This is a genomic window from Neobacillus niacini, from assembly GCF_048572935.1.
GTDB lineage: Bacteria > Bacillota > Bacilli > Bacillales > Cytobacillaceae > Neobacillus > Neobacillus niacini.
This window is the reverse complement of sequence record NZ_CP183883.1, coordinates 2,828,033-2,849,679: the sequence shown is the minus strand read 5'-3', so window position 1 is coordinate 2,849,679 and position 21,647 is coordinate 2,828,033. Positions and strand designations below refer to the sequence as shown.

The window sequence follows — 21,647 nt, the reverse complement described above, 5'->3', positions numbered from 1 at the left end:
GGGAGGGCTACTATGTTTACACTATATAAAACTTGGCACCCTATTGCTAGTCCATTTGACCCCTGCAAGCCGATTCTAGAAAAAACTTTTTCTACTCCGCCGAATCTATATATCGGATTCCAGCCGCCAAATTTGCCTCAATTCTCACCACAGGAAGCACTAAGGGCAGGAACACTGTGGAAAGCTTTTTACGATCCCTACTTCAACCCATTTGAGTTAGCCAAAGGGGGAAACCCTAGATGAAACAAATCCCGCCAGAATATTATCAAATCATGGAGCAGTTACAAGCGGTTGACTTTGTCTTAGTTGAATTAACCTTATATTTAGATACACACCCTGATGATCTTGAAGCTATTAAGCAATTCAATCATTATGTTAAAGAAAGAAAGACCGTAAAAAAGGCATTTGAAAGCCAATTTGGACCACTCATGCAATATGGGCACAGTTATTCTGGACACCCATGGAATTGGAACGAACCACCATGGCCATGGCAAGTCTAAATATAAAAACTCAGGGAGGGAATATTGTACATGTGGATATACGAAAAGAAGCTTCAATACCCAGTTCGGGTGAGTACTTGTAATCCTACATTGGCAAAATATTTAGTTGAACAATATGGCGGTGCTGATGGCGAACTTTCAGCGGCATTACGATATCTAAATCAAAGATATTCTATACCTGATAAAGTAATTGGATTATTAACGGATATCGGCACAGAGGAATTCGCGCATCTGGAAATGATTGCTACAATGATTTATAAACTCACAAAGGATGCCACTCCAGAAATGATGAAAGCAGCCGGTTTAGGAGATCACTATGCTATTCATGATAACGCCTTATATTATGAAAATTCCTCTGGGGTACCGTGGACAGCAACTTATATACAAGCTAAAGGTGACCCCATTGCTGATCTCTACGAGGATATTGCGGCTGAAGAAAAGGCAAGAGCTACTTATCAATGGATTATTAATCTGAGCGATGATCCAGATTTAAATGATGGGTTACGGTTTCTACGTGAACGCGAAATTATTCATTCGCAACGCTTCATGGAAGCAGTAGAAATATTAAAGGAAGAACAGGGTAAGAAGAAGTTCTTTTAATATCGGACTATAGAAGCAGTTTAATACTGCTTCTTATTTTTTTTCGTGATAAAGATTAATGTCATATATATTTTTCATTACCTCAAAATCAATATGGCGATTTTTCCAATGTTCTTCTTTCTTCCAAAGATCCTTACTTCGATTTACTATTTCACACCTTAATTCTTGGTATTCCTTCTCCTTTTTATCCTTCTGCTGTCTTAGGACATTCATTGCTCCATATAGAATTGCTGTAATGGCAAACAAACCAATATTTATAGCATCACTTACAGAGGCAGAAAACATTGCAAAGAAAGAATAAGAGTATTGTTTTGCAATATTAAAATAAAAATAACTAAAAAATAAAAGAGCAAATAACAGCATAGAATAGATTGTTAAATAGTGCCATCTTTTGGCTGTATCAAACTTTATTTTCCTTTTACGTACGTTTTCTAGCATTTGTTTTGTTGCCTCATCAGTATGTTCAAGTGAACAAATTGGTTTATCCATACTATCAACCACCTCAGTAACATAAATATGAACTTGTCCGATAAATTATGAAAGAATTAAATAAAAAAAACCGATCAAACATGATCGGCTACTTGTTTAATGGAATTTTTAAAACCTGACCTAAATAAATTTCATTACTAGAAATGTTATTGGCCTTTCGGATAATATCCTCCCCAGCTTTTGAATGGTAATATTTCAATGAAATCCGATATAGATTTTCTCCCGGTTTAACCGTATGATAAATCACTTGAGGAGCTGGTTCAACATTTTTATCTGTGCCTTGCCCACTAATCGTTGTTGGTTCAGGAGCTGGAGTTGCTATTGAAGTATCTTCACTGATAGATTTTTGAACTTCAACGGCCTCTTGCTCCTCCTCCACTGGAGTATTTTCATTTTCCTTTTCCTTTGTTTCAACAGTACTTTCAGTTTCAGTTTTTTCAAAGTTAATCACTTCATATCCAGAAGAGTCACCAGTAACTTTCTCAGTTTTGCTGCCTTTTCCCTCCTCAAGATACGAGTATGCACTAAAAATAACGATTGGAAGAAGAATAAAAAATAATACTAAAATACGAATGATAGGATATTTTACTTTCCATTTTGTTTTCTTTCTTTTTTCCCTATGAATTTGTTCTCTTGGAGGTAATTGGTCACGAACCTCAGTTGTTTCTTCATTAATTTTTTCAATTCTCCGTTTTAGCCGTTCTGCCTGGCTTCTAAAAGGTTCTTCTTTATTCATGAAGCAATCCTCCTGTTCCATCGACATCTATGGTGTTTTTATATTTAATATAAAGCCCTAATAAAAAATCAATGGTAAAATGCATGATTATCGTTATGGCTAAATTGTTACTCCATTCATAAATGAAGCCAATTAAAAAACTAATAATGACAATATTAGAAAATAAAAACCAATTAAAAAGGTAACGATAATGTATGATAGCAAAAATAATACTTGCAAAAATTAGTCCAACCTTGGTTTGGATGACACCACGGAAGAGCAACTCTTCACTAAATGCTACCAATGCGGCTATCCCTGCTATGTGGATGACGCTTCGATTTTTAAATATCCTCTCGTTCAGTCCGCCATCGTCGTAAAAAGACTTCGGGAGTAATTTCATTAATATAATATCAACAATGACAACAGCTACACCGGCAGGAATGCCGATTAACAAAATTCTTATATCCGAGAAGTCAATTGTATACAAATATGAAAAATGGTCAAACAAAAGAATGCCTAAAACAAAAGTAATGACAAGCAGGAAGATTTGGGTCAAATATAGATGGGAGAGAAGTTCTCTATCCGTTAATCCTTTGATTAGTTCATTATATTTATTTTTCATTACCTCAACTCACGATTTAGTAGAATATTTGCTAAATAATCCTTCCACATTTTTGCATTATCAGGATGGCTGTGGAAATCTTCAGCTGCCTGGTATTGTTCTAGCTGTATACCACAAACATCGCAGCAATTCTGTATTTTTTCTAGTACCAGCTCGTCTTCAAAATAATTTAAAATTAATTCTCTTCTACACGACTTGGATTCAATCCACTTTTTCAGATAATGAATATTGTCCTTTTTCACCTTTAATCTAGCATTAACAAAGTCCTTCAATCGCTGTTTTGCTTGTTCTAAATTGGTGAATTTCAGAGACTTTTTGATAAAGTCTTGAATGATCCTCCACTGAACCTCGGAGAATCCCCCATCCTCTCTTAAGTGCTGATTCATGTCAAGAAAATGGTCAATCAGTATCTCTTCCTTTGGAAAATATGAGAATAGCCAATCAATTTGCTGTTCAGACGGTAATTCGCCTTCTGCCAGCTGTATAGGAAGCTGGTCGTCTCCCCGAGCATATAATAAAATTGCAACACTATCCTCACCATCGCGTCCAGCTCGACCAATCTCCTGCAGGTATGACTCAATTTGCATTGGCATATGATAATGAACGATAAATCGAATATTTTCCTTATTAACTCCCATCCCAAAAGCACTTGTTGCACAAATAATATCGAGTTGTCCGTGAATAAATTGTTGTTGTATTAATATTCTTTGCTCCTGGTCTAAGCCTCCATGATAGGCCATAGCTCTCGTAATTCCCTTGTCCGCTAATAGTGAGGCCATTTGTTCAGCGATTTTCTTACTTGAAAAATAAATGATTCCAGGTTTCTGAAGCTTTCGAACTAATTCAATCAGTCTTGATTGTTTATCATAATAGTTAGTTACTTCTTCAATATAAAAAGCAATATTTGGCCGGTCAATCGTTGATTCAATCTTAGTAAATTTCTGTAAGTCGAGAGATTGAATGATATCCTCTCTTACTTTTTTGGTTGCTGTTGCTGTTAAAGCAAGGGTTAGAGGATTCCCTAATTGTTTTCGGTAATCCCCTAATTTCGAATATTCCGGGCGAAAGTCGTAGCCCCACTGTGAAATACAATGTGCTTCATCTACTACAAATAATGAAACAGTAAGAGCCTGCAGTTTTTTCATTATTATAGGCATGCTTAACATCTCGGGCGAAACAAAAATATATTTGTATTGTTTTAAATTACGTAATACGTAGCCTCTCTTTTCAGCGTCAAGAAACGAGTTTAATGCAATGACCCGTTTCTCGCCAAACTTCATTAATTGTTCCACCTGGTCCTGCATAAGAGATAACAGAGGAGAAATAATTAAAATTTGACCATCCAAACAATAACCGGGGAGTTGGTAACATAAGGATTTACCAGTGCCAGTCGGAAGCATGGCAATCGTGTGGTTTCCTCCTAACAGAGAAGAAATCACTTCCTTCTGCCCCGTTTTAAAGGTTTTATATCCAAAATGCTTATTCAAAAGATTCTCTAGTTCCATTGTCTATCACCATACTTTGCAAGAACGAGTCTGATTTGAAAGTAAGAAGCTGTTTTGATATGGTTCCTAATTACCTTAAGCTGCCTAGTCGATTCTTGCCTTGAAATTCCTAGAATCATTAGCTGAATTTCTTCATCTACAAACGAGTTAATTGAAAAATCTTTAACATTCAAAGCAAATTCCACTAGATGGTCTTCGATCGTGCTTATTTTTAAATTCCGAATGCCGGCGATTTCCTCAGTGGTAAAGCCTTGATTTAACAGTACCAGGGTTTTACGCGCCGAAAGTGTTAAGGTATCCTTATGGTCTAAATTAGTAAACAGCGATGATAACACTTTAAAGCGAGCAGGTTCACTTTCAACAAAATGAAGTAAGCAATGAATTGCATTGATAAATTCAAGATGATATTGTATTGAATCTAACTCTAATTCTTTGGCAATTTGGGATGAAGTCCTTCCAATTTGTTTGTATCCTGTTAATCGAAATATCAAGACCTCAGGATTGACATCCCTTGCGTGTTCTAGGATTTGCACTAATTCAAAAAAAAGCGATTTTCCGAGCTCTGCCTTTGGTACAGATGTAGACTTCAGAAACTCCTTTAGCCAGTTATGAACTTCCACATTTTTTTGAATTGGGATATATTTTGTTTCTTGGAATGTAAAATTTGAAGTAACTTGTACTAACAGCGAGAGTCTTTCCCATACTATTAAAGTAAAGGGTTGATATCGCCATCCATTCACATAATACGGCTGTGCATGATTTAATAAATAATCTTCACCTGCTGAGGTAAGTAGAAATCTTTGTTCCCCACAAGCTTCCACCAGTTTTTTTTCAAGTAAGTGGTTGAAAATTTCATCAAAAGCATCACGGGTTAATGGTTCAAGAATTCGAAAGTACCTTTTTAATGAAAATAAATGTGCATCCTGAAGGGTTTGCGACGACTTCTTTCCATTTAATAGGTGAAAGATGGAATAAATTGTTCGTTCACCATTTAATTGTTTTAAACAATATAACAAAATGTTTTTAATGTTACTCATTCCATTCCACCACTTTTTGTTGAGAATCGACAAAATCACCTATTTTTCTATCCTTTATTCTACCATGAAACTGAGGGTGATGTTGCTTAAAATTGTGGAAGATTGGGGGAATCCAAAACCTATAGAGCATTTTTCTATTGAAAAGTTACTCGTAGAGTTTTACAATAGGAATGAGTAATGCGTTTCCATAATATATGGAAGATAGTAAGTTATTTTATTGGGAGGTTTTTTTTTCATGGCAAAGTATACGATTGTTGACAAAGAAACTTGCATTGCATGTGGAGCATGTGGCGCAGCAGCACCAGACATTTACGATTATGATGATGAGGGTATTGCATTCGTAACTCTTGATGATAATGAGGGTATTGTTGAAATCCCAGATGTTTTAATTGATGATATGATGGATGCTTTCGAGGGCTGTCCAACAGATTCAATTAAAGTTGCTGATGAACCATTTGATGGCAACGCAACAAAATTCGAATAATATTTTGTCATTAAAAGATTGTTAAGCTGCTACCCCCGCTAACTTAGGCGGGGGTTATTTATGTATCTGTGTACCTGAAATAAAAAGAAACCAAGCTCACACCTGGTTTCTTAGCTTTAAGCACTTTTTACAATGGTTAATTTATTAATCCATGACTGCATTCTAATGAATAACAGCATAAATATTGAAGACATTACAATGCCTTTAATGATATTAAAAGGTAAAATAGCGGGCACTACTAAATTACGCATGTCAGGGAACTTTAGCAGCGAAGTATAAGCAGGTAAGATAAACAAGTAATTTAAAATACTCATCATGACCGCCATAATAAGAGTTCCGACGATGAGTGCAAGAGTCATTCCTTTTCTGGTTTTCATTTTGTTATAAACATAGTACGTAGGCAGTACAAACAAAATACCAGCTAGAAAATTAGCAATATGCCCAACGGGAATTCCTGTTGCACTTCCTGTAGCTACATAATTAAGTGCATTTTTGAAAAACTCAACTAATATTCCTGCAACAGGTCCAAAAATTAAAGCGGCGATTAATGCTGGAATATCGCTGAAATCAATAAATAAGAAATTTGGGAATGGCGGAAGCGGGAAGTTAATTAGCATTAAAAGATATGCGATACTGCTCAGCATTCCAATTGATACAATTGCTTTGACACTCATTTTTTTTTTCAATTTTTCCTCTCTCCTTTTTGATCCATCAAGTTAGGAAGAGAGGTTCATCAGCGATAAGGTGTCCGAGTTAAAATTAAAAAACCCCAAGAAAAATATCTTGAGGGATTTTACAAAGGCACTCTTAATAAACGTTCAAAATACCAGCATTTTTTAAACGTCGCAGAACCTCCATCTTCTCCCATCCAGACTATACTGTCGGCTTTGGAATCACACCAAATCCTGCCATACGGCTCGCGGGCTCAAGAGTTTTACTCTAATACCGCCGATCGGGAATTTCACCCTGCCCCGAAGATAGATCGATATTTAGTTTCCATTTTATTATACAAATAAAAATTAGTCTTGAAAAGAAAAAAGCACTAACCGCATATGTATTGGTTAGTGCACTGTAAATTATCAATGGAGAACTAAAATTTGTTCAGGCATGATAAGATCTGATTTTAGTTGATTTACTTCCTTTAGCTTTTCAACTGAAAGATGACTTTTCTTTGCAATGGAAGTCAGTGTGTCTCCAGTTTGTACAATATAATGGGATTTATCACTATTTACATTGGTACTAGCTGCTAAGCTATCTGAAGTACTCGCCATACCTCCTGTTACTGCCACACCCACCTCAGCATTGCCAAGCATCCTTTCAGGATCTATAGCATTTTTCTTATCATAGGTCCATTCGATTTGATGACTTTCAAAATGGAGATGAACACCTGTAGATTCACCCGTTCTTCCCATGGTTCCAATTCTATCACCCTGCTTAATCACCTGCCCCTCATTTACAAGTCGATTATTTAAGTGTGCATATACCGTAACAAAATTATTGGGATGTTTAATAAAGATAACATTTCCATATGTTTTGGAATAATAGGATTTACCTACTACACCATCCTCTACAGCAACTATAGGAGAGTTAAGACCTCCAGCTATATCTATTCCTTTATGTGTACCATGCCTAGTCCCATATGTATCAGATATGACACCATCCGTGGGCCATATCCATCCAGCTTTTATTTCTTTTGAATCCTGCATACTCGCTTCGGTCTGCTTACCGCCTAAAAATAATAAACTGACACAAAGCGCCATAATTGCGGCGATTAAAAGCCGCCTTATGTAGTCTCGCATTTAATTATTTTCCTCCTTAATCTTGTCCTCTCCTCCACAAACCATATGTTTATCTCTTCATGTTTAGAACATACAATTTGATGAGAGCGGTTGAACATACTTGTTATAATTTGGAGAGAAATGGTTTTTTATTCATTGCTCTTTTATTATTTATTGTTGATTTCGTGTAGGGCCGAGAATTCATAAGCGGAGAATTTCCGGCTATTGTATAAAGATGAGCTTAAAAAGCAGAAATAAGCGGAGATATTCCGGTTAACTGCTTAAAATAAGACAAATTCCATGGATTTCGATACAATAAGTGGAAAAACTCCGCTTATTTTTAAGGAAATATGGGTAATTACCAATTTAAACGGAAATTCTCCGCTTACTTTCCAAACACAGTTAAATCAACATTCAATTTTAAAAGAGCCCTATTCATAAAAGTATCGAAAAGTGAAAGGTGCCTCCTCGTAGTGCGAGGCTTCGATCCAGGAGATTACTCTTGTGAAACTAGATAAAAAAAGATTAACCTTGTGCTGGTTAATCTTTTTTTGTCTAATTTTATTGAATTGGACGATAATTGGGCGCTAATGGAACCTTTATATCCTTTGTTAAATCAAACGGTCCTAAACTATTGATAGGAGCGTTTAGAAGCCTTACAGTATCTATTCCAAAACCTTTTGCTGTCAATAAAATAGCTTCTAAGGAGTAAACATTTTCTATATTATTTTCCATTACTGCATTTTCATCGATTGTAATAATTAATTTATTTTCCTTGATTTCAATATCCTTAAAAGAAAAGGATGGTACTAATGAGGCTGTTAAACCCATTTCTATTGGATCTGTCTTCATTGCTTCGAAAGCAGCATTAATATTTTGATAACTATCAGTGGTAGGGACAAGGTAGGTGGTTTCCGTTCCATCTGGTGTATAAAAGAAATAGGCATGTTTACCTTCTGATTCAACTTGTATTTCTTTGATTTCGCCAAAATTACCAAATTCTATTCCTGGTTGACCATTCGTAGTAAGCATAATTTTATTAACTTGACTATTTGAAGAGATATTTTTCTTTAAAGAATCAATAAAATTCGTTTCAGACGCAGAACCTTCTCCATATTTATGATCATTAGGCACATCAACCATTACGGTGTTATTTGTAGTATCTAATGTTAAAGTCGCATTTAGTGGATAATAGTCGGATAATCCCCATTCCTCTTCCTTTAATAATCCCATTGTTTCGATGAAAGCAGTGAGCCAGTTTTTATTTTGATCTAGTTGAACAACTGTAGATACAGGCACTAAAATTTGTGCTTGAGAATCAGGAATCCAGTAGGTAAGAACTGTCCCATTTCCTAATTCATCATCATACAATGCTGTTTTATCACTCGAAGTCATGAGCATTTTTTGTTCCGCGCCTGATATTCCTGTCTCGTTTTTCGTTGAATCCTCTTTCAGAGTCGATGAATCTTCTTGAGATAGACTTTTTTGTTCCTCCTTGGAAACTTTCTCCTGAACAGCACGATCAAGAGAATATTCAGTTCTATCGAACATTGTTGGAACCAATAAGAAAAAAAGAAGTAATGCGGCTGCAGTTGCAATACCCGGTATAATCCATGCAGACCGTTTTCGCTTTTTTATGGAAAGATTTTGGTATATGTCACGAGGATTGCGATGGTCATGGATTTTGGGCATTTGCCTTAGTAATTCTTCGAGCTGCTTATCGCTCCACTCTGACTTCTTCACTATCTAATCCCTCCTTTTCATTAAACATTTCCATATGCTTCTTTAATACTTTTATTGCACGGTGCTGTGTTGTTTTCACTTTACCCTCGGTCCATCCAAGAGCTTCGGCCGTTTCAGTTATTGATAAATCATTTAAAAAGCGCAATATGACAACAGAACGCTGATCCACTGTACAATGTTCCAAACATTGATAGATCCGTTTAATTTCTTCCTTATGAATCATAATTTCTTCTGGGATTGGATAGTCATCTTTTACTTGGCTGGAAGACCAATCAAACTTTTCTAGCAGCCTGCCCTTCCATCCCTTTTGCTTCCGAAAAGAATCAATTGCAACATTTCGCGCGATAGAAAATAGCCATGTTTTTTCGCTGCTCTTTCCTTCAAACCGATGATACGATTTAAACACCCTGATATATACTTCTTGTACTAAATCCTCTGCCTGTTCTTTATTTCTAACCATATAAAACAAAAATTGAAAAACGTCATGATGATATTTTTGATATAGTTCATCGAAAACGGAGTCCATCCATTCCCCTCCCCGTTCATAGAATTAGTCGATACTTATGTACAAAAAGTTTCACATTTTAAATATAGACTTTTTAAGCCAAAAAGTGAAGGCATTCTAAGGAAACAAAAAAACTCACCCGTAGTAGATGAGTTTTAGATTTTAGAATATGTTTCCCGTGAATCAATAGAAATCGCCATTTTTTTCTTATTTTCGTGGAAGTAAAAAGCTAAATGTCGTTCCTTGTCCAATTTTACTTTGTACCGAAATATGCCCTCGATGGGCGTCAATTATATTTTTCGCAATAGCTAATCCTAGTCCTGTACCAGCTCTTCCTCTCGTTCGGGCTTTATCCGCTTTATAAAAACGTTCAAAGACGAAAGGCAAATCTTCTTCCGGTATACCTGAACCTGAGTCCGACACTTCCACTTTTATTCCCAAATCATCAGCTTTGACAAGTAACCTGACTGATCCTCCTTGTGGAGTATGACGGATCGCATTATCAATTAAATTGGTTAGTACTTGTTCAATACGATCAGGGTCAAATAAAACATTAGGTAAATCATTTTCTAGGTCAGCACTTAAGTAGATATCATTTTCCCTAGCCAGACCTTGAAATTTATGGACAATTCTATTCATAAACGAATAGAGGTTAACCTCATCAAGTGTTAATTGGATATGCCCTGCTTCCATTCTAGCGAGATCAAGCAGCTCATTAACAAGTCTCCCCATCCTTAGAGATTCATCATAGATGACTTTAGCCATTTCCTTTTTTTCTTCCTGAGATTCTGCAATATCATCGACAATGGCTTCACTATAGCCCTGTAACATGGAAATCGGCGTTCGAAGTTCATGAGAAACATTTGCAATAAAGTCCTTTCTCATTTTTTCTAATACCCGTTCCTCTGTCATATCTCTTAGTACAGCTACTGCTCCACGAATAAATCGGTTACTATAAAGCGGACTTACCAAAATGACCCAATGGCGGCCCTGAAGAGAAATTTCCCCTATTTGCTCCTTCTCCGTATCAACAGCTCTTTGAAAAAGTTCCATAGCTTCTGTTGGTATTTCTTCAGAAGTGGTGTGAGGTCCACCTTTTTCATAGTACCAATATTGTAAAAAGCGGTCTGCAGGAGGGTTGGTTATTAAGATTGTCCCATCACGATTAAAGGTTATTACACCATCTGCCATACTACTCAGAATACTAGCAAGCTGTTCTTTTTCCTGACTAAGAGCATTCATATTGAACTTTAACTGCCGCCCCATTTGGTTAAAAGCTGTAGCAAGTTCCCCTATTTCATCATGGGTGAGGATTGGTACTTTCGTGTCAAATTTTCCTCTTGCTACTTCGAATGCTGCTTCTCTCATTTTCCTTAATGGCGCAGTAATCCTGGTAGACAAAAAGAAAGCAAAAATAGTTGTCAGGATAATCGCAACACCCGCAACAAGCAATATAAAATTAGTTGTTGAATGAGTGGTTTCCTCGACTACTTCCAATGATTGATAAATAAAAACAGCACCATTTTGTCCATCAATGTGCAACGGAACACCAATGATTGAATATTTTGCAGCGTCTTGGTCCGATTCATTAATGGAAAGCTTCGATACTTTTTCAACTGTCCTGTTTTCTTCAAACACTTTGGACAATTCGATATCATTTTGGATGTCTGGAACCGACAACTTTACTGATTTTTCCGAGTTAGGAGAGAAATAAACTTCCTGGTCATTTTTAATGATGACTACATTTGTAACTTCATCAATAATTTCCCAAGAGATTTCTAAACCTAAAGGAAATTGCTCATCAGGATGATTTTCCAGAACATTAGCTATTTTCTCAGCCTGATGAGTTAAATCATTTTTGGTTCCCATAATGGTGTTATTCTCAAAAAACTCAAGTAGCATGACTGTTAGAATAAAAAGGATAAAGGTAACCAAAAATATTATGGTAAACCAGAGCTTACCAACTACACTGCGTAAAAAGGTCATTCATTAACTACCTCAAATTTGTAGCCTACTCCCCAAACTGTTACAATCATTCTTGCTGCCTGCTCAGAAACTTTATTTAACTTTTCACGGAGACGCTTAACGTGTGTATCAACCGTACGTAAATCACCAAAAAATTCATAATGCCATACTTCTTTTAGTAATTGCTCCCGGTCAAAAACTTTATCAGGTGCTTTAGCTAGGAAATAGAGTAACTCATATTCTTTAGGCGTTAAACTTACTTCCTTACCATCAGCCAAAACTCTATGTGCGTCATTATCAATTGTTAAGTGTGGGAACACAATAACATCCTTTGTTGTTGTATCTGTTTGGAGATAACTTGTTTGAGATGACCTTCTTAATAAAGCCTTTACTCGCAAAACTACTTCCCTCGGGCTGAATGGTTTTACAATATAGTCATCTGTACCCACTTCAAAGCCTTGTACGCGATTAACCTCTTCACCTTTGGCAGTTAACATGATTACAGGTGTAGCCTTCTTTTCCCTTAATTCACGGCAAACCTCTAATCCATCTTTACCAGGCATCATTAAGTCTAAAAGGATTACATCATAATCATTTGCGATCGCTTTGGCTAATGCCTCATTCCCATCCTCTGCTTCATCAATTGAATATTCCTCACGCTCTAAATACATTTTTAATAAACGACGAATTCTTTCCTCGTCATCTACTACTAAAATTTTCACGTCTTTATCCATTAATAATCCCCCCATGCAGTTATTTTACAAAATGTGACTATTATAATCTACAACTAAACGAAATTGTCTCTGCAAAAAGTGTCGATTTTTTGACAAACCAACTAATTACAAACTATTATTTGAAAAATAGCCTTTACTTGAGACAAGTAAAGGCTATAAAGTTCATTTCTTATTATCCAGCATATGAATGGAGGCCAGCGATCACAAGGTTTACTGCCACTAAGTTAAACATGATAATAACAAAACCAATCACGGCAAGCCATGCTGATTTTTCCCCATGCCAGCCCTTTGAAAGACGGAGGTGTAAAAAGGCTGCGTAGAATAACCACGTAACTAACGCCCATACCTCTTTCGGATCCCAGCCCCAGAATCTTGTCCAGGCAATTTGTGCCCATATCATTGCAAAAATCAATGCCCCTAAGGTAAATACCGGGAAACCAATTAATACTGAACGATAACTTATTTCATCAACAAAATCCAGATTAATGTTTTTAACTAAAGGTTGAAGAGCAGCTGAAATTCGTTTTCTTAGTATTAATCTTAATAACCCATAGAGTATAAAACCTCCGATAAATGACCAAATAACAGAATTCATTTTCTTTCCATTTATTATTGCAGGCATTTCTACGAGCGGTTCAAATTTATCTTTTGTTAGGAGTTCCCCTTCATGAGGTCCAGTAATCGCTGGCATTGCATATTCAATTGTGGTCACTTGGTTATTCTTATCAATCGAATTAAATTCAGCTTTGTAATCCATAGCAGAGAATAATGTGGAGACAAGAACAAACCCAAGGGTGGTTACTAAACCAAACATCACCGCTTCGAGCCAAAATGTTCTCTTGCTCGCTTTTGATTGATCAATTACCTTTACTAGATAAATCAATCCAGCAGCAAAGCTAATCGCTAAAATCGCTTCACCTAAGGCTGCAGTTGTAACATGGATATGAAGCCAGTCACTTTGCAGCGCAGGTATTAATGGAGAAATATCTCTAGGAAACATGCTTGCATAGGCAATAACAAGTATTGCAACAGGCATTGTAAACAACCCAAGTAGCGGTGTCCGATAAATAAAATAAATGACTATAAATGCACCAACGAGACACATTCCGAAAAAGGTTGTAAATTCAAATAGATTACTTACCGGTGCATGTCCAGCGGCAATCCATCTTGTAATAAAATATCCCACCTGAGAAATAAAGCCGACTATTGTTAAAAAAACGGCAATTTTCCCCCAGCGGTTTGTACCTTTCTTTTCTCCAATATCTTTTTTAGCCTTGATGGCCCCACCAAAGAAGAGGGTCGCAACTAAATAAAGAACAAACGAAATATAAAGTAAATTACTACTTATTGTTACCAACTAGACTCCCTCCTTATCCACTTTTTGACTTTCAATCTGGTCAATAGGTATATTAATACTCGTGTTAGCAAGTACACTTTCAATTTCTCTTTTTAGACCATACCAATTTTTATTCGTATGGGCTGCAATCCAGATTTCACCATTTTTATGTTGTACCCAAATTCTGCGATGGTTCCAATATGCGCCTTGGATAACACCAATCATAAATAGAATACCGCCTAACATAATAATCCAAATTGTTAAATCTTTTCGAACGGTTAGGGCCGTAACATTTTTGGTTTCAATTCCTTTGAAAGCCATTTTGTATTGATTATCCCCTAATGGCTCAATGGTTTGCTGAATCGCAACAAAACTAGTTTCCCCATTTGGTGCTTCTGGTGAAGTCATTTTAAAAACAAAGGCAGGATTATTAGGTATTCTTGATTTTGTAGTAGGCTCTCCACTTTCTGCAAATTCAAAATCTGGAAAGAAGCTCAAAACTTCAACCTGATATCCATTTCCTAGGTCATATTTTGGCTTTGGATCATAAAGGTTTATTTTTATGTCTCCAAAGGTTTTACCACTAGATTTGTTTGTTAATGAGAAATACATTGTATTAAGTTCATCAAGTTTATAGTCAACTTGATATAGAGCAAACTTTTCAAACTTCAATGGCTGATTAACTCTGACTGCGTGTTCCTTAACCTTTTTTAATTCTGGCTTTTCCCCAGGAATTGCAGGTCCAACTCTTTTATATAGCACTGCATTTGTCTGATAATTCTTAACTACCATGCCAGCGCGATCGATTGCCGCTTCAAAGGTTTTGTCTCTTTCCTTATCATAATTTTCAAGAATAAACTTCTCGTTTGCTACATAGTATTGTCCGTCTGTTTCGGGTACAACCTTGGTTTCACCTTCACGAAGCCACAAGACTTTATCAATGTACATTCCTGGAACAAATCGCAGCATGCCTCCGATTAAAAAGACAATTAATCCAACATGGTTCACATACGGACCCCAACGAGAAAAACGACCCTTTTCAGCAAGTAAGTCCCCGTTTTCTTCTCGTATATGATAGCGTTTTGCCTTCAATCGTTCTCTAACACCAGCGATGTCCTGTTCGATAACGTTCTCGCTTGTTCCAAACAGACGCTGGCGTTTTAAAAATCCCTCGTGCCTAGTTACTCTTTGGGCTTTTAGTGCCTTATACAAGGGCACCACCCTGTCTAGACTACAAATGACCAGAGAAATACCTATCATTGCGATTAATACTAGATACCACCATGAGCTATACAAATTATTAAAGCCTAACTCATAGTAAAATTTCCCAAACCAACCATACTGATCTTCATAGTATTCTTCTGCCGGCATTGTAGGGGGTATGTACATTTCTTGTGGAAGAATCGTCCCAGCTGCAGAAGCAACTAAGGTGATGACAATGAGCCACACACCTACCTTTACCGAAGAAAAAAAGTTCCATATTTTATCAACAATAGATTTATTATATGTTTGTGAACGGCGAGCACTGCCTTCATACCGCATATCCAGCAACGATTTATCTTTTGACTGCTCATCAAAAACTTTACCACATGCCTCACACAATACGGTTCCATGTGGATTAACATGTCCGCATTCACATTTAATATCTTTCATTGCAAAAAACTCCCTACAAACCCTTAAGGTTTAATTTTCTCCATAAACTCCCTTACAGTTGACTCAGTTAATGTCCCTGTATGATATTTAACCACTTTACCATCCTTGTCGATTAAAAATGTTGCTGGAAGAGGGTTAATTCCATATGCAGCTTGAACTTGACCGTCGGTATCAATCACAATCGGAAAGTCTAACCCCTTTCGCTCTGCAAATTGATTTACGGCTAATTCAGATTCACTGACATTAACTGCCAGTACTTGAACACCTTTGTCTTTATAATGATTGTATTGGTTATTAATATAAGGCATCTCCGCTTCACACGGCTTACACCAAGTTCCCCAAAAATTCAAAAATACTCCCTGCCCTTTATAATCGGAAAGTTTATGTTTTTCACCTTCCATATCAACCAATGCAAAATCAGGAGCTTGTTTACCAACTTCCACTTTCATTCTATTATCCTTTGTAAGGTTGGCATACAGCGTGTAGGCAACGGCCGCAGCAAGAACAATGAGGATTGTTGTCCTCATAACTAATCGCCGTTTTTTCATTTTTCTCCCCCCTGAAAGTTCCTATTTCTAAACACAATTGTCTAAATTATATCACTTTCCCCTATAGCAATAGTAAATACATACAAACACAATTGTGACAGCTTTATGAATTTTTTTTAGTAGACTCCAATGATAGTCCTCTTAATAGTTTCACTTCATGGTGTGTTAGTTCTCTAGCGTCCCCAGCAGATAAACCATGCAATGTTAAGAAACCATATCGTTCCCGTTTAAGTTTCAAAACTTCATGTCCAATTGCTTCAAACATTCTCCTAACCTGACGATTTCGCCCTTCATGTATGATAATTTCGACGATTGCAGTTTGTTTTTGCTTGTCTACAGAAAGCATTTTGACTTTAGCAGGCGCAGTTTTTCCATCCTCAAGACGAATTCCTCTCTCCAGTTTTCTAAGATTCTCCTTTGATGGAATTCCTTTCGTTTTAGCTACATATGTTTTTTCTATCTCATTCCGAGGGTGCATAAGTAAATTTGCAAACTCCCCATCATTTGTTAGCAGTAATAATCCGGAAGTATCATAATCAAGCCGTCCCACCGGGAAGATTCTTTCTTGTATATATGGAAAGAAATCTGTTACCACCTTTCTTCCTTTATCATCACTTACACTCGATATGACACCGCGTGGTTTATACAAAAGAAAATAAACGGGTTCTTCCTTCTCAATTTGGATTCCATTCACTTCAATCCTGTCAGAAGGTGTAACTTTTACACCTACTTCTGTAACTATTTTCCCATTAACTTTTACCTTACCTTCTTTTATTAGCTCTTCAGATTTTCTTCGTGAAGCTATTCCAGCTCGTGCCATTACCTTTTGCAATCTTTCCATTATGATCCACCTCAGCTGTTTACCTTTATTTTGAATACTATGTGCAGTGCCACAGTTTGTTAGGAAAACAATTAGTTATTCTTTCCTAATGAATTATGACACAAAATCGCCTTTTTTCAAAGTAACGGCTATTTTATAAAAAAAATAAATAAGCAGGTTCCTATAAATGTCATTTACTAGGAACCTGCTTATTTATATAATGAACAAATTAAGCTTTTTACTTTGCACCAAATACAACTATCACAACAAGAATAGCTGCTATTATGCCCACCACATCCGCAAGTAGTCCAACCTTTAATGCGTCTCCCATTTTTTTGATCCCTACGGCACCAAAATAAACCGTTAACACATAAAAGGTCGTATCTGTACTGCCTTGCAATACAGATGCCAGCCTTCCAATAAAAGAATCTGGACCATATACAGCAATTAAATCACTAGTCATACCTAGTGCAGCTGTTCCAGATATCGGTCTTATTAAGATTAAGGGGACAATTTCTGCTGGAACACCTATTGCTTCCATCATTGGTCTAATCCAGTTCATTAATGCTTCTAGCGCACCTGAAGCACGGAAGACCGTAATCGCCACCAGCATACCTACAAGAAATGGAATGATGGAAAAAGCAATTTTGATTCCTTCTTTTCCACCTTCAACAAAACTCTCATAGGTCGGAACTCGTTTAACCGTACCATATAGAAGGATAATTCCTATTAAAACTGGGATAAAACCTAGGGAAATGACCGAAAGAAATTCCATTCCATTCATCCTTTACGACTCCGTCGATTATAAAAATAACGATCTATCAAAACAGCTCCGAGCATGGAAATGATGGTTGCAATTAACGTTGGTACAACTATTTCAGTTGGGGATGCAGAATTATAGTTCATTCGAATCGCAATGACTGTTGTAGGAATGATGGTAATACTCGCCGTATTTATAGCCAAGAACGTAACCATTGAACGACTGGCTGAATTCTTGCCGCCATTCAATTGCTTTAATTCCTCCATTGCTTTAATTCCAAGCGGTGTAGCTGCATTACCCAGGCCGAACATATTAGCAATCATATTAGATAATATATATCCCATTGCGGGGTGGTTCGTTGGCACATCAGGAAATAATCTTTTTACAAGCGGGCGAAATAATTTAGTTAATAATTCAAGCAACCCTGACTCTTGAGCAATCCGCATCATCCCCAGCCAAAAAACAAGAATGCTGATTAAACCAATACAAAGAGTCACTGCCTCCTTTGCTCCATCAAATATTGCTTTATTTACTTCCTCCATTGTTCCGTTAATCATCGCAAAAGCGAAACCAACAATTGTCATAAAAACCCAAATATAATTAACCATTTAGTTTCACGCCAATAACTGATAGAAATATACTTTTTAACGAATCAAATAGTCCTTTTTTCTTCTCAGGATTTCCTTGATAATAAATAGGTGTTTCTCTAACCACTTTTCCATCCAGGAACACCTGCGCTTTACCAACAGCCTCACCATTATGGTCCGAGTCCTCCCAATCTTCTCCCGGCTTATTTAATTTATATTTTATGGAGAACAAGTCCATTTCCTCATTTGTGGCAGGATAAACAATAGTATTTTTAATATATAGATGTTTTTGATAAATCTTATTTGTTTTTATTTCTATTTTCCCTTTTGACAACACTTCCGCCATATCATAAGTTTTAAAAGCATTTTCATACATGGCAATATGATCATTCCAATCATCAGAAGCATTCAATGTAACAGCAATTAAACTCATGTCTCCTTTGGCTGCTGTTGTAACAAGGGTTCTTTTTGCCCGTTTTGTATACCCAGTTTTACCGCCAGTCGTATATTTGTATTTTGTGAGTAAACGGTTTTTATTTTTCCACTGACGATCCCAATTTTCAGTAGGATTTGGTGCTTTATAAGTCTTTGTTCCAGCGATTTTTTGGTATGTTTTATTTTCCATAGCATACCGGGTTAATAAAGCCATATCATAGGCGGTTGAATAGTGGTCTTCATGGTCGTCTAAGCCATGTGGATTCGAAAAATGTGTATTTAACATTCCGATTTCTCTTGCTTTTTGGTTCATTAAATATACGAACCCATCCATACTTCCACCAACATGTTCAGCTATAGCAACAGCTGTGTCATTTCCTGACCTTAGCATAAGTCCATAAACTAAATGCTTAAGTTTAATCTTTTCACCCGGCTTTAAGTACACTGACGATCCCTCAGCACGGGTAGCTTGTTCACTTACTTTCACTATCTCATCCATTTTACCCGATTCGATCGCAAGAATTGCTGTCATTATTTTCGTAATACTAGCAATCCTTCTTTTTGTGTGGGCATCTTTCTCAAATAGGACACGCCCAGATTCTTGCTCCATTAGAACTGCACCACGTGCACTTACGGAAACGGAAGCATCCACCTTTTGAGGAATGTTTGCAATGAATAGTGAGACCATGAGGGCAAAAATGACTAGCTTCCAAATCATTCTCATAAGTTTACCTCGTCCCCTTCGTTAACATTTCTAGCAGCCATACTTACTGCCCTTGCTTTCTAAAATTTTATGCAGGACAAGGCTTGATATGACTATTTGTCCTAAAAAATGAGAAGGCAATCGACTCCTAGCCGATTGCCTTCTCATTTAGTATGCTGGCCACTTAATTTCAGAGGCTTTATCAAACCTCATTTCGACATCGTTCCAGTTAACAAGATTCCACCAATTTTCCACGTAACCAGCTCTATTATTCTTATACTGAAGATAATACGCGTGTTCCCAAACATCTAAAACTAAGAGAGGTATGGTGTCCCACTGTGTCAACAACATATGTCTTTCGGATTGTAATATTTCAAGGTGTCTCGCTCTCGGGGACCAAACAAGGATCGCCCACCCAACGCCTTCAACCTGTTTCGCTGCTTCTGAGAATTGTTTTTTAAATTTGTCAAAGCTGCCGAAATAATTTTCTATTTCTTTTTTTAGGAGTCCTTGAGGGCTTCCTCCTCCTTTTGGGATCATATTTCTCCAAAAAATTGTATGCAAATAATGCCCTGAACCATGAAAGGCTAATTCCCTTGACCAATGTTTTATAAGGGAGAAATCATTGTTGTCTCTAGCCTTCTTCAAATTTACCTCTGCTTTGTTTAAACCCTCTACATAGGAGCGATGGTGCTTATCATGATGCAGTCTCATAATTTCTTCTGAGATATAGGGTTCTAGGGCATTATAGGCATATGGGAGTTCTGGGAGTGTATGACCGCCAGGCGGCACGCTCTTTTTTTCACCCCAGATATTCCCCACTCCTTGTTTACGAGCAAAATAACTTTCCAAGTGTTCATGAATTTCTTCAGCTTTCGATTGAAGACTTAGCATGTCATGATCAGATAATGTTCCGGTAGTATTCTCGATTAAATCAGTAAAATGTTCAAGCTGTTCCCATAACTCTAAATTATCCTTGACATCTTCTGTTTCTAGAAATTCCTTCATTTGCTCGTTCCATTCAAATAACTCTTGGACATATTGACTAAATCGATTCATAATATCCCTCCCTTTCATTTCAAATCTAACCCTAAAAGGTATGAAAAATATTATGGAATATGAACAAAAAAACTGGCCTTATAAAAGGACAGTTTTTTAATCATTTATTTAGATTGAATCATTTTCGTACGATAATCTGTTTCATAGTATTCCAGTTCTTCTCTAACCCTTTGAAATTCACCTTCAAGACCTTTAACTAACTTTTGTATACTTTCAGGTACAGATTTATAAAATTTTATCGAATTTCGTCCTGTATAGGCAGAGCGACTATCCTCAAACCAAGCATCGTTTTTGGGAGAGAAAAATTCTTCAATACACTGATGAAAAATACGATAAAGAGTTTTCTCAGCAGTGGGCTTTTGAAAAGGTTCACTTTGCAAGATTACTGAACAAGCATCTAGACCTTCTTCACAAAAAACAAGCAATTTTCTCAAATTGGAAAGAATTAATCTATAATAACTTGAATCTCCTGATAATTCTTGTTCCATTTGAGATAGCGTTGTTTCATTCAAATAATTTTCTAGTGTTCCGATTGTCGAAGTTAAAAATCCTCTAACATCTTTTAGCTGTGTCTTAACTAGTGAATTTCCCATCCAAACACCCCTTCTGCATTCTTAAAATCTCCTCTTATCTCGATTGCTTAATGTAGTCCAGTGGAGAACGGAGTTCAAATTTATGGTTTTGCTTAACAGCAAGTACTATTTCTGGTAATTTATCAAAATCAATATCTTGAAAATATGAAGCAAATTCCTGTTTGGAGTTAATGTATAACCGTTTTCGATTACGTAAACCCGGGTTCTTGATTAAACATACTAATGCCACAATATCCTTAAAGTTCACTTCAAGATTGTCTTGTGACAAAATTGGGTTTTCCTGAAAAGGAGTGAGTTCTTGAAGAAACTCATCAAAGTATCTAACATACAATACGTGCAGTGTTCTTTCCTCAGAACCATCGATGAAAGTTACTTCACTTCTATTAAAGAAGTCTTCAGAAGTGTTTGATTTTTCCTTTTCCAATTCGTATCCGGTGCATTCTTTAATTAACAATTAAATCAATCCCCTTTTAGCC

The 21,647-nt window shown here is 36.6% G+C and carries 25 protein-coding genes and 1 riboswitch; of the genes, 4 read left to right on the top strand and 21 right to left on the bottom strand.

Going from position 1 to position 21,647, the window contains the following annotated elements; genetic code table 11:
• Positions 1 to 12 precede the first annotated feature (12 nt).
• From ACN6MT_RS13880 to ACN6MT_RS13870, 3 genes are read left to right on the top strand one after another with little or no spacing between them, the layout of a single operon-like run.
• Entirely contained in the window at positions 13 to 243 is a 231-nt protein-coding gene (locus tag ACN6MT_RS13880; RefSeq protein ID WP_063251236.1) for a spore coat associated protein CotJA, read from the top strand.
• Positions 240 to 500 (top strand): spore coat protein CotJB, encoded by a 261-nt coding sequence (locus ACN6MT_RS13875; protein WP_063251237.1) that lies wholly within the window; start codon positions 240 to 242, stop codon positions 498 to 500. Before ACN6MT_RS13880 ends, ACN6MT_RS13875 begins: the two co-directional genes overlap by 4 nt.
• 30 nt (positions 501 to 530) lie before the next feature.
• Positions 531 to 1,100, top strand: a complete 570-nt coding sequence (locus ACN6MT_RS13870) for a manganese catalase family protein (RefSeq protein WP_063251238.1) — start codon at positions 531 to 533, stop codon at positions 1,098 to 1,100.
• Between the two features lie 33 nt (positions 1,101 to 1,133).
• Here ACN6MT_RS13870 and ACN6MT_RS13865 read toward each other — a convergent pair whose 3' ends face one another.
• The 5 genes from ACN6MT_RS13865 to ACN6MT_RS13845 all read right to left on the bottom strand — a co-directional run bounded on the left by ACN6MT_RS13865 (position 1,134) and on the right by ACN6MT_RS13845 (position 5,468).
• The gene (locus ACN6MT_RS13865; protein ID WP_419956249.1) at positions 1,134 to 1,589 is read right to left on the bottom strand and encodes a DUF2663 family protein; all 456 of its coding nucleotides are present in this window, start codon (positions 1,587 to 1,589) and stop codon (positions 1,134 to 1,136) included.
• An 88-nt stretch (positions 1,590 to 1,677) separates the two neighbouring features.
• Positions 1,678 to 2,325, bottom strand: a complete 648-nt coding sequence (locus ACN6MT_RS13860) for a LysM peptidoglycan-binding domain-containing protein (RefSeq protein ID WP_419956248.1) — start codon at positions 2,323 to 2,325, stop codon at positions 1,678 to 1,680.
• Positions 2,318 to 2,926, bottom strand: a complete 609-nt coding sequence (locus ACN6MT_RS13855; protein WP_419956247.1) for a CPBP family intramembrane glutamic endopeptidase — start codon at positions 2,924 to 2,926, stop codon at positions 2,318 to 2,320. Before ACN6MT_RS13855 ends, ACN6MT_RS13860 begins: the two co-directional genes overlap by 8 nt.
• On the bottom strand, positions 2,926 to 4,431 hold the full coding sequence (locus ACN6MT_RS13850; RefSeq protein WP_419956246.1) for a RecQ family ATP-dependent DNA helicase: 1,506 nt from the start codon (positions 4,429 to 4,431) through the stop codon (positions 2,926 to 2,928). Before ACN6MT_RS13850 ends, ACN6MT_RS13855 begins: the two co-directional genes overlap by 1 nt.
• On the bottom strand, positions 4,422 to 5,468 hold the full coding sequence (locus ACN6MT_RS13845) for a helix-turn-helix domain-containing protein (protein ID WP_419956245.1): 1,047 nt from the start codon (positions 5,466 to 5,468) through the stop codon (positions 4,422 to 4,424). The genes ACN6MT_RS13850 and ACN6MT_RS13845 overlap by 10 nt, the downstream gene beginning before the upstream one ends.
• A 235-nt stretch (positions 5,469 to 5,703) precedes the next feature.
• Here ACN6MT_RS13845 and ACN6MT_RS13840 point away from each other — a divergent pair, with 235 nt between their 5' ends.
• A complete protein-coding gene (locus ACN6MT_RS13840) occupies positions 5,704 to 5,952 on the top strand; it encodes a ferredoxin (protein ID WP_063251244.1) in 249 nt (82 codons plus the stop codon).
• A gap of 116 nt (positions 5,953 to 6,068) precedes the next feature.
• On the opposite strand, the gene ACN6MT_RS13835 is transcribed toward ACN6MT_RS13840, so the two are convergent.
• The 16 genes from ACN6MT_RS13835 to ACN6MT_RS13760 form a co-directional block, all read right to left on the bottom strand.
• Positions 6,069 to 6,626: an ECF transporter S component gene (locus tag ACN6MT_RS13835; protein ID WP_419956438.1), complete on the bottom strand. Its 558-nt coding sequence runs from the start codon at positions 6,624 to 6,626 to the stop codon at positions 6,069 to 6,071.
• A 178-nt stretch (positions 6,627 to 6,804) separates the two neighbouring features.
• Positions 6,805 to 6,935, bottom strand: a riboswitch (FMN riboswitch).
• Positions 6,936 to 7,031: 96 nt separating this feature from the next.
• Positions 7,032 to 7,751: a peptidoglycan DD-metalloendopeptidase family protein gene (locus ACN6MT_RS13830; RefSeq protein WP_063251245.1), complete on the bottom strand. Its 720-nt coding sequence runs from the start codon at positions 7,749 to 7,751 to the stop codon at positions 7,032 to 7,034.
• Positions 7,752 to 8,291: 540 nt separating this feature from the next.
• On the bottom strand, positions 8,292 to 9,473 hold the full coding sequence (locus ACN6MT_RS13825) for a negative regulator of sigma-X activity (protein WP_419956244.1): 1,182 nt from the start codon (positions 9,471 to 9,473) through the stop codon (positions 8,292 to 8,294).
• Positions 9,448 to 9,999 carry an RNA polymerase sigma factor SigX gene (sigX, locus tag ACN6MT_RS13820; RefSeq protein ID WP_419956243.1) on the bottom strand — a complete coding sequence of 184 codons (552 nt, stop codon included), beginning with the start codon at positions 9,997 to 9,999 and terminating at the stop codon, positions 9,448 to 9,450. Before sigX ends, ACN6MT_RS13825 begins: the two co-directional genes overlap by 26 nt.
• A 186-nt stretch (positions 10,000 to 10,185) precedes the next feature.
• Positions 10,186 to 11,964 carry an ATP-binding protein gene (locus tag ACN6MT_RS13815; protein ID WP_419956242.1) on the bottom strand — a complete coding sequence of 593 codons (1,779 nt, stop codon included), beginning with the start codon at positions 11,962 to 11,964 and terminating at the stop codon, positions 10,186 to 10,188.
• Positions 11,961 to 12,677, bottom strand: coding sequence for a response regulator transcription factor (locus tag ACN6MT_RS13810; protein ID WP_034677293.1), 717 nt, complete (start codon positions 12,675 to 12,677; stop codon positions 11,961 to 11,963). The genes ACN6MT_RS13815 and ACN6MT_RS13810 overlap by 4 nt, the downstream gene beginning before the upstream one ends.
• A gap of 172 nt (positions 12,678 to 12,849) precedes the next feature.
• On the bottom strand, positions 12,850 to 14,034 hold the full coding sequence (gene ccsB, locus ACN6MT_RS13805) for a c-type cytochrome biogenesis protein CcsB (RefSeq protein ID WP_419956241.1): 1,185 nt from the start codon (positions 14,032 to 14,034) through the stop codon (positions 12,850 to 12,852).
• On the bottom strand, positions 14,035 to 15,666 hold the full coding sequence (resB, locus tag ACN6MT_RS13800) for a cytochrome c biogenesis protein ResB (protein ID WP_419956240.1): 1,632 nt from the start codon (positions 15,664 to 15,666) through the stop codon (positions 14,035 to 14,037).
• Positions 15,667 to 15,689: 23 nt separating this feature from the next.
• Positions 15,690 to 16,214 carry a thiol-disulfide oxidoreductase ResA gene (gene resA, locus ACN6MT_RS13795; protein WP_034677287.1) on the bottom strand — a complete coding sequence of 175 codons (525 nt, stop codon included), beginning with the start codon at positions 16,212 to 16,214 and terminating at the stop codon, positions 15,690 to 15,692.
• A 103-nt stretch (positions 16,215 to 16,317) separates the two neighbouring features.
• Positions 16,318 to 17,055: a 23S rRNA pseudouridine(2605) synthase RluB gene (gene rluB / locus ACN6MT_RS13790; protein ID WP_419956239.1), complete on the bottom strand. Its 738-nt coding sequence runs from the start codon at positions 17,053 to 17,055 to the stop codon at positions 16,318 to 16,320.
• A 217-nt stretch (positions 17,056 to 17,272) separates the two neighbouring features.
• Positions 17,273 to 17,809, bottom strand: coding sequence for a spore maturation protein (locus tag ACN6MT_RS13785; protein ID WP_034677283.1), 537 nt, complete (start codon positions 17,807 to 17,809; stop codon positions 17,273 to 17,275).
• A 5-nt stretch (positions 17,810 to 17,814) separates the two neighbouring features.
• Positions 17,815 to 18,402 (bottom strand): nucleoside recognition domain-containing protein, encoded by a 588-nt coding sequence (locus ACN6MT_RS13780; RefSeq protein WP_419956238.1) that lies wholly within the window; start codon positions 18,400 to 18,402, stop codon positions 17,815 to 17,817.
• Positions 18,395 to 19,540: a D-alanyl-D-alanine carboxypeptidase family protein gene (locus ACN6MT_RS13775; protein WP_419956237.1), complete on the bottom strand. Its 1,146-nt coding sequence runs from the start codon at positions 19,538 to 19,540 to the stop codon at positions 18,395 to 18,397. Before ACN6MT_RS13775 ends, ACN6MT_RS13780 begins: the two co-directional genes overlap by 8 nt.
• A 147-nt stretch (positions 19,541 to 19,687) precedes the next feature.
• Entirely contained in the window at positions 19,688 to 20,578 is an 891-nt protein-coding gene (locus tag ACN6MT_RS13770; RefSeq protein WP_419956236.1) for a superoxide dismutase, read from the bottom strand.
• 104 nt (positions 20,579 to 20,682) lie between these two features.
• The gene (locus tag ACN6MT_RS13765; RefSeq protein ID WP_419956235.1) at positions 20,683 to 21,171 is read right to left on the bottom strand and encodes a YpuI family protein; all 489 of its coding nucleotides are present in this window, start codon (positions 21,169 to 21,171) and stop codon (positions 20,683 to 20,685) included.
• Positions 21,172 to 21,205: 34 nt separating this feature from the next.
• Positions 21,206 to 21,625 (bottom strand): hypothetical protein, encoded by a 420-nt coding sequence (locus ACN6MT_RS13760; protein WP_419956234.1) that lies wholly within the window; start codon positions 21,623 to 21,625, stop codon positions 21,206 to 21,208.
• Between the last annotated feature and the right edge of the window lie 22 nt (positions 21,626 to 21,647).

Coding starts and splice junctions, on each gene's coding strand:
- ACN6MT_RS13880 (WP_063251236.1), top strand. CDS start 13: ATGTTTACACTATATAAAACTTGGCACCCTATTGCTAGTCCATTTGAC.
- ACN6MT_RS13875 (WP_063251237.1), top strand. CDS start 240: ATGAAACAAATCCCGCCAGAATATTATCAAATCATGGAGCAGTTACAA.
- ACN6MT_RS13870 (WP_063251238.1), top strand. CDS start 531: ATGTGGATATACGAAAAGAAGCTTCAATACCCAGTTCGGGTGAGTACT.
- ACN6MT_RS13865 (WP_419956249.1), bottom strand. CDS start 1,589: ATGGATAAACCAATTTGTTCACTTGAACATACTGATGAGGCAACAAAA.
- ACN6MT_RS13860 (WP_419956248.1), bottom strand. CDS start 2,325: ATGAATAAAGAAGAACCTTTTAGAAGCCAGGCAGAACGGCTAAAACGG.
- ACN6MT_RS13855 (WP_419956247.1), bottom strand. CDS start 2,926: ATGAAAAATAAATATAATGAACTAATCAAAGGATTAACGGATAGAGAA.
- ACN6MT_RS13850 (WP_419956246.1), bottom strand. CDS start 4,431: ATGGAACTAGAGAATCTTTTGAATAAGCATTTTGGATATAAAACCTTT.
- ACN6MT_RS13845 (WP_419956245.1), bottom strand. CDS start 5,468: ATGAGTAACATTAAAAACATTTTGTTATATTGTTTAAAACAATTAAAT.
- ACN6MT_RS13840 (WP_063251244.1), top strand. CDS start 5,704: ATGGCAAAGTATACGATTGTTGACAAAGAAACTTGCATTGCATGTGGA.
- ACN6MT_RS13835 (WP_419956438.1), bottom strand. CDS start 6,626: ATGAGTGTCAAAGCAATTGTATCAATTGGAATGCTGAGCAGTATCGCA.
- ACN6MT_RS13830 (WP_063251245.1), bottom strand. CDS start 7,751: ATGCGAGACTACATAAGGCGGCTTTTAATCGCCGCAATTATGGCGCTT.
- sigX (WP_419956243.1), bottom strand. CDS start 9,999: ATGGACTCCGTTTTCGATGAACTATATCAAAAATATCATCATGACGTT.
- ACN6MT_RS13815 (WP_419956242.1), bottom strand. CDS start 11,964: ATGACCTTTTTACGCAGTGTAGTTGGTAAGCTCTGGTTTACCATAATA.
- ACN6MT_RS13810 (WP_034677293.1), bottom strand. CDS start 12,677: ATGGATAAAGACGTGAAAATTTTAGTAGTAGATGACGAGGAAAGAATT.
- resB (WP_419956240.1), bottom strand. CDS start 15,666: ATGAAAGATATTAAATGTGAATGCGGACATGTTAATCCACATGGAACC.
- resA (WP_034677287.1), bottom strand. CDS start 16,214: ATGAAAAAACGGCGATTAGTTATGAGGACAACAATCCTCATTGTTCTT.
- rluB (WP_419956239.1), bottom strand. CDS start 17,055: ATGGAAAGATTGCAAAAGGTAATGGCACGAGCTGGAATAGCTTCACGA.
- ACN6MT_RS13785 (WP_034677283.1), bottom strand. CDS start 17,809: ATGGAATTTCTTTCGGTCATTTCCCTAGGTTTTATCCCAGTTTTAATA.
- ACN6MT_RS13780 (WP_419956238.1), bottom strand. CDS start 18,402: ATGGTTAATTATATTTGGGTTTTTATGACAATTGTTGGTTTCGCTTTT.
- ACN6MT_RS13775 (WP_419956237.1), bottom strand. CDS start 19,540: ATGAGAATGATTTGGAAGCTAGTCATTTTTGCCCTCATGGTCTCACTA.
- ACN6MT_RS13770 (WP_419956236.1), bottom strand. CDS start 20,578: ATGAATCGATTTAGTCAATATGTCCAAGAGTTATTTGAATGGAACGAG.
- ACN6MT_RS13765 (WP_419956235.1), bottom strand. CDS start 21,171: ATGGGAAATTCACTAGTTAAGACACAGCTAAAAGATGTTAGAGGATTT.